Below are 12205 nucleotides of genomic sequence, written 5' to 3'. Positions count from 1 at the left end.
CCCGCAGACCGTTGGGCCACTACCCGACGAAGCCGTTGCCGGATTTGTCAGCCGGCCGCCTGCGCCGGTGCGGCCCACGCCGTGTCGGTGTTCTGCAGATTCACCGAACAGACGCTGATCAGGTTACGAAGTTTTTCCGCAATCACCTGCGCGCGATGCCAGCTCAAGCCGCCCATGACGAGGTCGATCGACAACAGATCATCCATTCGCTGCACGTTCACTTGCTCAGGCGTAAGAAACTGCAGCGCGAACAGGTTGAGCACGCGCACCAGCAAATCCGGTTCGGCCTCGGCCAGAATCTGATACTGCGCCAGGCAGTGGGCGTTACTGACGTTCCAGACATCGGCGCGGGCCGGGGGCGTGTTGACGGCTTCAAGGTGCGGCATGGCGGGGCTCCAAAATCACTGGAGGAATTTTTACATTCGATGCCGGGTATTTCTTATCTAAGATGGGCGTAATTGGCGTTTGATCAGCTGGATCAATTCGCAGAATGTTCTGTTTGAGGTTTTTTTATGCACAGCGAGCTGGACAGCTACGACCGCAAGATTCTCGCCTTGCTGCAAGAGGACGCTTCGCTCTCGAGTGCGCAGATCGCCGAGCAGGTGGGCTTGTCGCAATCGCCGTGCTGGCGGCGGATTCAGCGGATGAAGGAGGAGGGGATCATTCGCGGCCAGGTGACCTTGCTTGATCGCAAGAAGATCGGCCTTAACACGCAGATCTTTGCCGAAATCAAACTCAACGCCCACGGGCGTTCGAACTTCACCGAATTCACCGAAGCGATTCGCGGTTTTCCGGAAGTGCTGGAGTGTTATGTGCTGATGGGCGCGGTGGATTTTCTGCTGCGCATTGTCGCGGCGGACATCGAGGCGTATGAGCGGTTCTTCTTCGAGAAGTTGTCGCTGGTGCCGGGGATACAGGAAGTGAACTCGATTGTGGCGCTATCGGAGATCAAGTCCACAACCAGTTTGCCGGTTTGAGGTGAGGCTGCTGGCCTCATCGCTGGCAAGCCAGCTCCCACAGGTTTTGTGTTGAAACACAAATTACATTTCAACATCAAACCCTGTGGGAGCTGGCTTGCCAGCGATGGCGGTATTACATACGCAGCAGCATTTTCCACGCACGATTCTGATAAACCGCAATCGCCTGCTGCTTGCGTGCATCGAGCAGTTCGTCAGTGATCGTCGGCTCGTTGGCTAGTTGCGCCAACTTGTTCAGCTCGCCGTACAGACGATCCATTTCCGGGATCTCCAGTACATTGCGGGCGTGGTGCAGCCAGACCTGAATGCGCTCGATACGCGGCAGCTGTTCAGCCAGATCTTCCGGCTGCTGCTGATAACGCTGCAATTGCAGGGCCGTGGCTTCTTCGCCGAGCAGGCGCGGCAACCAGCTGTGCAACTGCGCGCCACCCTGACGGTTGCCACGCACATTACGGTCAGCGGTCCAGCTGCGAGCCAGCAGCCAGCGCGAAGCGGTCAGCGAGAACTGGCCCCAGCGTGGGTCTTCCAGCTCTTCAAGGAACTGCTCCGGCGCGGCTTTGCGCACGTCTTCGTCCTCGATACCGACTTGAACCAGCGGGCGCCAGTCTTCCAGCAGTGCATCGAGGGCCACGCGCAGGTCGTGGGTCGAAGGACGCGGTGCGGCCTGGCCGAGGCTGCTGAGCAGAGCGCGCATTTCCGCGAGGTTCTCGACCCAGTCCTGCAACAAACGCCAGTGACCGTTGAAACGATATTGTTCGGCCAGACGCTGGCTGCTGCCGAGCAAATGCCAGCACAGTGCGGCGAAGGCGTCGTCCAGTTGGGTTTCGACCGTCAGTTGCGGCGCCGGCAGGCTCAGCGAGTAGCTGTTGGCGTCGTACAAGCGGTAGCCGCGCTCAGCCTTGCTGATGTCGCACGGCATCAGGGCCAGGGTTTGTGCCAGTTCAGCGGCCAGTTCCAGCAACGCTTCAGGCTCGCCTTCGCGCAGTTCGAGTTCCAGCTCGCAGATTTCTTCTTTCTGTTTGCCAACCACGACGTGACCGAGATCCAGCGCCGCTTCGATAACCACTTTGCTCTTGCCGCGGCCCCAGGCGATTTCGGCGCGCTCGCGGACGAAATCGGTGGTGAAGATTGGCTTCAGGGTTTTCTTGTCCAGCTCGGCCAGCGACTCTGGCCAGCATTCGCCGTCGAGTTTCTTCACGTCGAGCTTGGCTTTCGGCAGTTTCCAGTCGTACTCGTTACGCTCGGACAGACCGGCGACACTCTGGCCACGGGTCTTGAGGGTCTGAATCACCTCGTCGCCGTCCTTGCGCAGGCGCAGGGCAACTTTGGCCTGGGCCAGATCACGCTCCGGGGTGTCGAAGTACTGATTCATCAACTCACGGCGTTCCCAGCCACTTTTGTTGCGTTTCTTGAGAAGAGGGTGCTCGCGCAGGGCGGCGAGGGTTTCGCGGCTGACGCGGAGTTTGATTTCGGTTTCTTTTTGCATGGCCGGAAAATCCAGGATCGGGAGCGCAGCCGGGGAATATGTGGCTGCCAAGGCCGTGCAGTGTACAGGACTGATTCGTCCTACGCCCTGCGGCGGTTTATTCCTGACGCCGGATGGTTCTATGATGGACTTCAAATCGGGAGTTGGAGTCAGCGATGCCTTTGCCGTCCATGCAAGACCAGTTCGCTGCGCTGATCGCCGCGCCGTCGGTCAGCTGTACCCAACCGAACCTCGATCAATCCAACCGGGCAGTGATCGATTTGCTCGCGGGATGGCTGGGTGATCTGGGGTTCAGCTGCGATATCCAACAGGTCAGCCCCGGCAAATTCAATCTGCTCGCCAGTTTCGGCAGCGGCCCTGGCGGTCTGGTGCTGGCCGGGCACAGCGACACGGTGCCGTACGACGACGCCTTATGGCAGACCGACCCGCTGAAACTCACTGAAGTCGACGGCCGCTGGGTTGGTTTGGGCAGTTGCGACATGAAGGGCTTCTTCGCCCTGATCATCGACGCCGTGCTGCCGCTGCTCGATCAGCCGTTCAAGCAACCGCTGCTGATCCTCGCCACCTGTGATGAAGAAAGCTCGATGTCCGGCGCTCGCGCGCTGGCCGAGGCCGGGCGACCGCTGGGCCGCGCGGCAGTGATCGGCGAGCCGACCGGGCTCAAGCCGATTCGCATGCACAAAGGCATCATGATGGAACGCATCGACATCCTTGGGCAGAGCGGGCACTCGTCGGACCCGCGCCTGGGGCACAGCGCCCTTGAGGCCATGCACGATGCCATCGGCGAACTGCGCGGTCTGCGCCTGCTGTGGCAGCGCGAATACAACAATCCGCAATTCAGCGTGCCGCAACCGACCATGAATTTCGGCTGCATCCATGGCGGCGACAACCCCAACCGCATCTGCGGCCAGTGTTCGCTGGAGTTCGACCTGCGGCCGTTGCCGGGTATGGACCCGAAAGTCCTGCGGGCGGAGATTCTGCGCAAGCTCAACCCGGTTGCCGAGCGGCATCAGGTGAAGATCGACTACAAGCCATTGTTCCCGGAAGTGCCGCCATTCGAGCAGGACGCGGACGCCGAATTGGTGCGGATCGCCGAAAAGCTCACCGGCCACACTGCCGAAGCAGTAGCGTTCGGCACCGAAGCGCCTTATCTTCAGCGCCTTGGCTGCGAAACGATTGTGCTCGGCCCCGGTGATATTGCCTGTGCGCATCAACCGGGCGAATACCTTGAAATGTCACGTTTGCAGCCTACCGTGCATCTATTGCGACAGTTGATTGAACATTACTGCCTGAAGAATTGAACGCATTTCTTGTAGGAGCTGCCGAAGGCTGCGATCTTTTGATGTTTTGTTGAGGATCAAAAGATCGCAGCCTTTGGCAGCTCCTACAGGGGCAGACCGTTAAATTGCCGGCAACCCAACCCGTATTCATGAGGAGAGCGCGCGTGTCGCCAAGCCTGTTCCGACGATAACCATCAGCCCGCTGTGCGTTTTCCATTTCGCCCTTTTTTCCGGCTGCTATTTATTACAGGCCCAGGTTCATGCCCGAATACGTTAATTGGCTTCGTCACGCTTCTCCCTACATCAATGCCCACCGCGATTGCACCTTCGTCGTCATGCTGCCCGGCGACGGCGTCGATCATCCGAATTTCGGCAACATCGTCCACGACCTGGTGCTGCTGCACAGCCTCGGCGTGCGGCTGGTGCTGGTGCATGGTTCGCGCCCACAGATTGAAGCCCGTCTCGCCGCCCGCGGCCTGACTCCGCATTACCACCACGGCATGCGCATCACCGATGCCGCGACCCTTGAGTGTGTGATCGATGCGGTCGGCCAGTTGCGCATCGCCATCGAAGCGCGGTTGTCGATGGACATGGCTTCGTCGCCGATGCAGGGCTCGCGCCTGCGCGTGGCCAGCGGCAATCTGGTGACCGCACGGCCAATCGGCGTGCTCGAAGGCGTCGACTATCACCATACCGGTGAAGTGCGCCGGGTCGACCGCAAGGGTATCAATCGTTTGCTCGATGAGCGTTCGATCGTGCTGCTGTCGCCGCTGGGCTATTCGCCGACCGGTGAGATTTTCAATCTTGCCTGCGAAGACGTCGCCACCCGCGCCGCCATCGATCTGGGTGCAGACAAATTGCTGCTGTTCGGCGCCGACCTCGGCCTGATCGACGAGAACGGCAAATTGGTCCGCGAACTGCGTCCGCAACAAGTGCCGGCGCACTTGCAGCGTCTGGGCAGCAACTATCAGGCGGAACTGCTGGATGCCGCCGCCGAAGCCTGCCGTGGCGGTGTAGCGCGCAGCCATATCGTCAGTTACGTCGAGGATGGCGCATTGCTGACCGAGCTGTTCACCCGTGACGGTGGCGGTACGCTGGTAGCCCAGGAGCAATTCGAACTGGTGCGCGAGGCGGCGATTGAAGACGTCGGCGGTTTGCTCGACTTGATCAGCCCGCTGGAAGAACAAGGGATTCTGGTGCGTCGTTCGCGTGAAGTGCTGGAGCGTGAGATCGAGCAGTTCAGCGTGGTTGAGCGTGAAGGCATGATCATCGCCTGTGCGGCGCTGTATCAGATTGCTGATTCGGATGCGGGTGAGCTGGCGTGTCTGGCGGTGAACCCTGAGTATCGCCATGGCCGGCGCGGCGACGAATTGCTGGAGCGCATCGAGACCCGCGCTCGGGCGCAGGGCTTGAAGACGCTGTTCGTCCTCACCACGCGGACCGCGCACTGGTTCCGCGAGCGTGGTTTCGAACCGAGCAGTGTCGAGCGTCTGCCAGCGGCTCGGGCGTCGCTGTACAACTATCAACGTAATTCGAAGATCTTCGAAAAGTCCCTTTAATAAAAAGCCCCAATGCGGGGCCTGAATGGGACCTGTGTAGGAGCTGCCGAAGGCTCGGGCCGCGATCGGACCATCTTTTGATTTTGGTCTCAAAAAACAAGATCAAAAGATCGCAGCCTTCGGCAGCTCCTACATTGGGTTACGCGTTACTGCACAAACTTCGCGCTGACGTAGGGTGAATAATCCGGCAGTACCGTTTCGACCTTGCCCTGCTGCTTCAAAAACTTCGCCGTTTCCCCAATCGCTTTCGCCGTGCCGCCGTCCAGCAGCGCCGTGGTTTGCTGTGCCTGGGCATCCGGGAAGGCCGAGCCTGCAAGTAGTTCCGGCACATCGGCGGCATTGGCGCCGGTCAATTTGGCGATTTTCTGTACCGGGACCGAGTCAGCCGTCCAGGTGTCCTTATGCGCCGCATAGTCAGCAAACGAATCCAGCGTAACCTTGGCGAATTTGGCCACGACATCAGGATGCTTCTCGGCGAAATCCTTGCGCGCCACCCAGACCTCAAAGGTTGGTGCGCCCCACTGGCCGACCTGCGCGGCGTCCGTAAGGGGCTTGCCGGTTTTGCGGATTTCACCCAGTGCCGGTGACCAGACAAACGCGCCATCAATGTCCCCACGCTTCCACGCGGCGGCGATTTCCGCGGGTTGCAGGTTCACCACTTTGACTTTCGAGGCGTCCAGCCCCCAGTGCTTGAGCGCACCGAGCAGACTGTAGTGGGAAGTGGAAACAAACGGCGTTGCGATGGTCTTGCCGACCAGATCCTGCGGGGTATCGATGCCGCTACCATTACGCACCACCAGGGCTTCGGCAGCATTGATTTGTGCGGAAACGATGAACGCGACGATCGGCAAATTACGTGAAGCGGCAGCCGCCAAAGGGCTGGAGCCGAGGTTGCCGATCTGCACGTCGCCGGAAGCAATGGCTGTCACAACTTCCGGGCCACTGTTGAAGCGGCGCCAGTCGATTTTCTCGCCGATGGTTTTCTCGTAGACGCCGTCCGCCTGGGGGACTTTGCTCGGATCAATACCGGTCTGGTATCCGACCGTAAGGTTGGCCGCGTGGGCGGAAAAACAAATCATTGCCGATACACAAACTGTAACAAATTGACTGGATAGTGCGCATTTCGCCATCATGGCGCCGCCTTTTCGAAAGGGTTTGACGTATTGGGGTTGCGCCAAAGCTAATCGATCTAAAAAAAGGTCAACAAATACCATTTAGGAATGAGCTTAGTCGCCGATACGCTGTATCCCGGCGTAGATGGCCAGCTAATGGCCATATTCCGAAATGATATGAAAAAGGATGAATAAATTCTTTTTGGCTTTATCAGGAAATCTTTACTCTGCACGGACCAAATCACGGCGATTAGACCATGGTCGTAGACACACATAGTTACGATTGACTTGTTGGTCACGGTCTGGCGCTAATCGCGCATCTTAGGATCCAGGGCATCAGACCCCGGGCCAGGAACACAAGAATTAGAACGAGAGGAGCTTTACATGAACAAGTCCACCTTGGCCCTGGCTGTGGCCGTAGGGGTTATGGCGCAGCAGGCAGGCGCCGCCGGTTTCATCGAAGACAGCAAGGCAACTTTGGGGCTGCGTAACTTCTACATCAACACGGATAACCGTAACGGTACTGCCGAACCTAGTCGCAACGAAGAGTGGGGCCAAGGCTTCGATCTGCGTTTCATTTCCGGCTACACCCAAGGCACCGTCGGTTTCGGTATCGATGCCATCGGCCTGCTGGGCGTGCGTCTGGATTCGGGCGGCGGTACCAACGGCAACGTTGCCGCTAACGGCAACCCAGGTACCGCTTACGGCGGCACTGTTTTCCCAAGCGAATCCAATGGCCAAGCCGTTGATAACTTTTCCAGCCTGGGCCTGACTGCCAAAGCCAAGATCTCCCAGACTGAATTGAAGCTGGGTACTCTGCAGCCAAAACTGCCGGTTATCGTGACCAACGACGGTCGTCTGTTGCCACAAACCTGGCAGGGCGGCCAGATCACCTCTGGCGAAATCAAAGACCTGACCCTGATCGGTGGTCAGATCGAGCACGCCAAAGGTCGTAACTCCAGCAACAATGAACAGCTGTCTATCGGTGGCGCAGCAGCGCGTACAGTGAACAGCAACAAGTTCATCTACGGCGGTGGTGACTACAAAATCACCAAAGACCTGACTGCCCAGTACTACTACGGCAACCTGGAAGATTTCTACAAGCAACACTTCCTGGGTCTGGTTCACAACTGGGCAATCGGCCCGGGCGTGCTGAAGTCTGACTTGCGTTACTTCAACAGTTCCGACGACGGTGCAAACGGCAACACTCCTGCTTACTTCAGCAGCGGTAGCTACGCCGGTTTCGCCAATGGTCGCGGTAAAGTCGACAACAACCTGTACAGCGGCTTGTTCCTTTACACCGTTGCCGGTCACACATTTGGTGGCGGTTATCAGGTAAGTAACGGTAGCAGCGACTTCCCTTGGCTGAACCAGGGCGACGGATCGTCGAACTACACCATCACCGACATGCAAATCCAGAAGTTCGGCCGTGCCGGCGAGCGCACTTGGCAAGCACGATATTCCTATGACTTCGCTAAGGTGGGTGTGCCTGGCCTGACCGCTGGCATGGTTTATCTGCGTGGCGATAACGTCGATACCTACAACGCCGGCCGCGTCCAAACGTCTAACGGCGCTTCCGAATGGGAACGCGATTTGACCGTTGCGTACGTCATCCCGGAAGGCCCGTTGAAGAACGTAGGCTTCATGTGGAAAAACGCTTCGTGGCGCACCGACATTGCCGGTCAGCGCGACCAGGATGAAAATCGCCTGATCCTCAGCTACTCGTTACCGCTGCTGTAAAAGCGCGCGTCGAACCGCTGATGTAAAAAAGCCCCGTCCGGCATCGCGCCGGACGGGGCTTTTGCGTTTCCGGGTCAGGCCCACCCCCGTAAGCCTGTCCCGACATTTCCCTCTTTACAGCAACTCAAGGCCTTCTCGAACCTTGCGAACGATGTTCGTCGCGATGCGGCCGGGCGTCCAGTGAACAGAAGTTTAATATTCCTGAAAGGCATACATGTCTAGTTATATATTCTTTTTCAGAAGCATAAAAGCCAAGCTACAGTTGAGGTCTCCACCCACTCATCAGGAGCAGCACCATGAGCCTCAGACTCGGCGACATCGCCCCCGATTTCGAGCAAGACTCCAGCGCCGGCAAGATTCGTTTTCACGAATGGCTAGGCGATAGCTGGGGCGTGCTGTTTTCCCATCCGGCGGACTTCACCCCGGTGTGCACCACCGAGCTGGGCTTCACCGCCAAGCTCAAGGATGAATTCAGCCAGCGCGGCGTCAAAGCCATCGCGCTGTCGGTAGACCCGGTGGACTCGCACCACAAGTGGATCGAAGACATCAACGAAACCCAGAACACTGTCGTCAACTTTCCGATCCTGGCCGATGCCGATCGCAAAGTCTCGGATCTGTATGACCTGATCCACCCGAATGCCAATGACACCCTGACCGTGCGTTCGCTGTTCGTGATCGATCCGAACAAGAAGATTCGCCTGACCATCACCTATCCGGCGAGCACTGGGCGCAATTTCCACGAGATTCTGCGGGTGATCGATTCGCTGCAACTCACCGACAACTACAAAGTGGCCACCCCGGCCAACTGGCAGGACGGTGATGAAGTGGTGATCGTGCCGTCGCTCAAGGATGAAGAAGAGATCAAACAGCGCTTCCCGAAAGGTTATCGCGCGGTAAAACCTTATCTGCGCCTGACGCCGCAGCCCAATCGTTAAGATCAAAAGATCGCAGCCTGCGGCAGCTCCTACAGGAAGAAACGCATTCCAATACAGGAGCTGCCGAAGGCTGCGATCTTTTTGAGGCATCCACATAGCAGGGGATTTCAGGCCGTTTCGACGGCCTTTTTTTTCGTCTGGAGAAGGCTGAAACGTATATCTCAAAAATGCATAACCAAATGAATAAATATGATTTATGGATATATAAATCAGCTGGTAAGGTCACTCACATTGAAGCGAGATCGCAACCTGCGAATCGCCTGTAACGCTTAAGGAATCGTCTCAATGCTGGTCGTCTCACTCGGTGGCAGTCCCAGCCTGCGCTCCCGGTCTGGAGTTCTACTGGATCGCTCGCAGCGCTGGTTGCAGCAGCAAGGGGTGGAAGTGGTGAGTTATCAGGTACGGGATTTCCCGGCCGAAGATCTGCTCCACGCTCGTTTTGATAGCCCGAAAGTGCTCGATCTTTTGCAACAGATTGAAAACGCCGACGGCTTGCTGATCGCTACCCCGGTGTACAAGGCCTCGTTTTCTGGCGCCCTGAAGACTGTGCTCGATCTGCTGCCCGAACGTGCCTTGAATCACAAGATTGTTTTGCCGATGGCCACCGGCGGCAGCATCGCCCACATGTTGGTGGTCGACTACGCCCTCAAGCCAGTGCTGTCGGCATTGAAAGCCCAGGAAATGCTCCAGGGGATTTTTGCCGAGGACAGCCAGATCGCTTATGGCGAAGGCAGTGCCCAGGCGCAGTTGGCTCCGGCGCTGGAACAGCGACTGCATGAAGCGCTGGATCAATTTGTCAGTGCCATGGCCCGCCGGCCGAAACCGCTGGAGCCGGGCCTGTTGAACGAACGCTTGTTGAGTGCTCGCTGGAGCATTTGAGCCACACCGAAACTTGATGTAACTGGCCTTACTCGCCCGCTAACGGGCAAGCAGGTGCAGCCAAAACCCAACAGCAAAAAGGAGAGCGCTATGCGCACTGTATTTTTGCGTCGTGGTCTGGTCGCTCTGTTTGCTGCGGCTGTGTCCTTCGGCGCCATCACTCACGCTCAAGCCGAGACGTTGCGAATCGGTTATCAAAAGTACGGCACGCTGGTGCTGCTCAAAGCCAAGGGTGCTCTTGAAAAACGTCTGTCCGCCCAAGGCGTCGACGTGCAATGGACGGAATTTCCCGGTGGCCCGCAACTGCTCGAAGGCTTGAACGTCGGTTCGATCGACTTCGGCGTGACGGGTGAAACGCCACCGGTATTCGCCCAGGCGGCGGGTGCCGATCTGCTCTATGTCGCCTACGAGCCGCCAGCGCCGAACAGCGAAGCGATCCTCGTGCCGAAAGACTCGCCGATCAAATCGGTGGCCGATCTCAAGGGCAAGAAAGTCGCGCTGAACAAAGGCTCCAACGTCCACTACCTGCTGGTGCGCGCACTGGAAGACGCCGGACTCAAATACACCGATATCCAAACCGTATTCCTGCCGCCGGCCGATGCCCGCGCCGCTTTCGAGCGTGGCAGCGTTGATGCCTGGGTCATCTGGGATCCGTACCAGGCGGCCGCCGAGAAACAGCTGCAAGCGCACACCCTGCGTGACGGCAAAGGCATCGTCGACAACCACCAGTTCTATCTCGCAACCAAACCTTACGCACAGAAAAATCCCGAGGTGATCAAAGCCCTCGTCGAAGAAGTGCGCGCGGTTGGGGAGTGGTCGCAGGCCAATCCTGAAGACGTGACCCAACAGGTCGCGCCACTGCTCGGTCTGCCGGCGGACATCACCCTGACCTCGGTCAAACGCCAGGGCTACGGTGCGCTGTTCCTGACCCCGGAAGTGGTCGCCGCGCAACAGAAAATCGCTGACACGTTCTTCCAGCTCAAGCTGATTCCCAAGCCGTTGAGCATCAAGGATGTGATCTGGACCCCACCGGCCGCTGTGGCCAACGCGCAGTAATTCGAATCCCCAAGGAGACCACTCCATGAGCCTCAATATTTTCTGGTTCCTGCCTACCCACGGCGACGGCCATTACCTTGGCACCTCCGAAGGCGCCCGCGCGGTCGACCACGGCTATCTGCAACAAGTCGCGCAAGCGGCGGATCGTCTGGGCTTCGGCGGTGTGCTGATCCCTACCGGTCGCTCTTGCGAAGACTCCTGGCTGGTGGCGGCGTCGCTGATCCCGGTGACCCAGCGACTGAAGTTTCTGGTCGCCCTGCGCCCCGGGATCATTTCCCCGACGGTGGCTGCGCGTCAGGCTGCGACGCTGGATCGCCTGTCTGGCGGGCGGGCGTTGTTCAATCTGGTGACCGGTGGTGATCCGGAAGAATTGGCCGGTGACGGTCTGTTCCTCAGTCACGAGGAGCGCTATCAAGCCTCGGTGGAATTCACCCGCATCTGGCGCCGTGTGCTGGAAGGCGAAACCGTTGATTACGACGGTCAGCACATCAGCGTGAAGGGCGCCAAGTTGCTCTATCCGCCGATCCAGCAGCCGCGTCCGCCGCTGTACTTTGGTGGTTCCTCGGAAGCGGCGCAGGATTTGGCTGCCGAACAGGTCGAAATGGTTCTGACCTGGGGCGAGCCGCCCGCAGCAGTGGCGGAGAAAATCGAACAGGTACGTGCCAAAGCCGCCAAGCTCGGACGCACCGTGCGCTTCGGCATTCGTCTGCATGTGATCGTTCGCGAAACCAATGCTGAAGCCTGGCAAGCGGCGGATCGGCTGATCTCGCATCTGGACGACGACACCATTGCTCGTGCCCAGGCTTCCCTGGCGCGCTTTGATTCGGTCGGCCAGCAACGCATGGCCGCATTGCACGGCGGCAGTCGTGACAACCTCGAAGTCAGTCCCAACCTGTGGGCCGGCGTGGGGCTGGTGCGCGGTGGTGCCGGGACGGCGTTGGTTGGTGACGGTCCGACCGTGGCTGCTCGCGTGAAGGAATACGCGGATCTGGGCATCGACACTTTCATCTTCTCCGGTTATCCACACCTCGAAGAGTCGTACCGCGTCGCCGAACTGCTGTTCCCGCACCTCGACATCGAGCGCCCGGAACTGCCGAAAAGCGCCGGTTATGTCAGTCCGTTCGGCGAGATGGTCGCCAACGACATTCTTCCCAAAGCCGCGTCGCAGAGCTGAGGCGCGC

11 protein-coding genes are annotated in these 12205 nt (G+C 58.7%); 8 read left to right on the top strand and 3 right to left on the bottom strand.

Features of this window, described 5'->3' with window-relative positions; translation table 11 throughout:
- Positions 1-47: 47 nt before the first annotated feature.
- Positions 48-386, bottom strand: a complete 339-nt coding sequence (locus tag ACA061_RS25770) for an ACT-like domain-containing protein (protein WP_210700645.1) — start codon at positions 384-386, stop codon at positions 48-50.
- Positions 387-512: 126 nt separating this feature from the next.
- Here ACA061_RS25770 and ACA061_RS25765 point away from each other — a divergent pair, with 126 nt between their 5' ends.
- Positions 513-977, top strand: coding sequence for an Lrp/AsnC family transcriptional regulator (locus ACA061_RS25765; protein ID WP_016983809.1), 465 nt, complete (start codon positions 513-515; stop codon positions 975-977).
- 115 nt (positions 978-1092) lie between these two features.
- On the opposite strand, the gene ACA061_RS25760 is transcribed toward ACA061_RS25765, so the two are convergent.
- Positions 1093-2463, bottom strand: a complete 1371-nt coding sequence (locus ACA061_RS25760; protein ID WP_210700644.1) for a CYTH domain-containing protein — start codon at positions 2461-2463, stop codon at positions 1093-1095.
- 155 nt (positions 2464-2618) lie between these two features.
- Here ACA061_RS25760 and argE point away from each other — a divergent pair, with 155 nt between their 5' ends.
- Both argE and argA read left to right on the top strand, forming a co-directional pair.
- A complete protein-coding gene (argE, locus tag ACA061_RS25755) occupies positions 2619-3764 on the top strand; it encodes an acetylornithine deacetylase (RefSeq protein ID WP_210553417.1) in 1146 nt (381 codons plus the stop codon).
- A gap of 239 nt (positions 3765-4003) precedes the next feature.
- Complete coding sequence (argA, locus tag ACA061_RS25750) at positions 4004-5302, top strand: amino-acid N-acetyltransferase (protein ID WP_210700643.1); 1299 nt, start codon at positions 4004-4006, stop codon at positions 5300-5302.
- 146 nt (positions 5303-5448) lie between these two features.
- Here the strand turns inward: argA and tauA are convergent, their stop codons facing one another.
- Positions 5449-6381, bottom strand: a complete 933-nt coding sequence (gene tauA / locus ACA061_RS25745) for a taurine ABC transporter substrate-binding protein (protein WP_228734181.1) — start codon at positions 6379-6381, stop codon at positions 5449-5451.
- 417 nt (positions 6382-6798) lie between these two features.
- On the opposite strand from tauA, the gene ACA061_RS25740 reads away from it, so the two are divergent.
- From ACA061_RS25740 to ssuD, 5 genes are all read left to right on the top strand, one after another.
- Positions 6799-8154 carry an OprD family porin gene (locus ACA061_RS25740; RefSeq protein ID WP_210553418.1) on the top strand — a complete coding sequence of 452 codons (1356 nt, stop codon included), beginning with the start codon at positions 6799-6801 and terminating at the stop codon, positions 8152-8154.
- Positions 8155-8450: 296 nt separating this feature from the next.
- Entirely contained in the window at positions 8451-9089 is a 639-nt protein-coding gene (locus ACA061_RS25735; protein WP_150604748.1) for a peroxiredoxin, read from the top strand.
- 285 nt (positions 9090-9374) lie between these two features.
- Complete coding sequence (gene ssuE, locus ACA061_RS25730) at positions 9375-9968, top strand: NADPH-dependent FMN reductase (protein ID WP_042561645.1); 594 nt, start codon at positions 9375-9377, stop codon at positions 9966-9968.
- A 90-nt stretch (positions 9969-10058) separates the two neighbouring features.
- Positions 10059-11024: a sulfonate ABC transporter substrate-binding protein gene (locus ACA061_RS25725; RefSeq protein WP_497300262.1), complete on the top strand. Its 966-nt coding sequence runs from the start codon at positions 10059-10061 to the stop codon at positions 11022-11024.
- 25 nt (positions 11025-11049) lie between these two features.
- Entirely contained in the window at positions 11050-12198 is a 1149-nt protein-coding gene (gene ssuD / locus ACA061_RS25720) for an FMNH2-dependent alkanesulfonate monooxygenase (RefSeq protein ID WP_042561643.1), read from the top strand.
- Positions 12199-12205 lie beyond the last annotated feature (7 nt).

It is taken from the genome of Pseudomonas sp. LBUM1668 (assembly GCF_059695715.1).
The sequence above is the reverse complement of the archived record's forward strand: the minus strand, read 5'-3'. Positions and strand labels throughout refer to the sequence as shown.

Bases quoted from the DNA above. Each gene is read 5' to 3' on its own strand.
- ACA061_RS25725 (WP_497300262.1), top strand. From the start codon at position 10,059: ATGCGCACTGTATTTTTGCGTCGTGGTCTGGTCGCTCTGTTTGCTGCG.
- argA (WP_210700643.1), top strand. From the start codon at position 4,004: ATGCCCGAATACGTTAATTGGCTTCGTCACGCTTCTCCCTACATCAAT.
- ACA061_RS25740 (WP_210553418.1), top strand. From the start codon at position 6,799: ATGAACAAGTCCACCTTGGCCCTGGCTGTGGCCGTAGGGGTTATGGCG.
- ssuD (WP_042561643.1), top strand. From the start codon at position 11,050: ATGAGCCTCAATATTTTCTGGTTCCTGCCTACCCACGGCGACGGCCAT.
- tauA (WP_228734181.1), bottom strand. From the start codon at position 6,381: ATGATTTGTTTTTCCGCCCACGCGGCCAACCTTACGGTCGGATACCAG.
- ssuE (WP_042561645.1), top strand. From the start codon at position 9,375: ATGCTGGTCGTCTCACTCGGTGGCAGTCCCAGCCTGCGCTCCCGGTCT.
- ACA061_RS25735 (WP_150604748.1), top strand. From the start codon at position 8,451: ATGAGCCTCAGACTCGGCGACATCGCCCCCGATTTCGAGCAAGACTCC.
- ACA061_RS25760 (WP_210700644.1), bottom strand. From the start codon at position 2,463: ATGCAAAAAGAAACCGAAATCAAACTCCGCGTCAGCCGCGAAACCCTC.
- ACA061_RS25770 (WP_210700645.1), bottom strand. From the start codon at position 386: ATGCCGCACCTTGAAGCCGTCAACACGCCCCCGGCCCGCGCCGATGTC.
- argE (WP_210553417.1), top strand. From the start codon at position 2,619: ATGCCTTTGCCGTCCATGCAAGACCAGTTCGCTGCGCTGATCGCCGCG.
- ACA061_RS25765 (WP_016983809.1), top strand. From the start codon at position 513: ATGCACAGCGAGCTGGACAGCTACGACCGCAAGATTCTCGCCTTGCTG.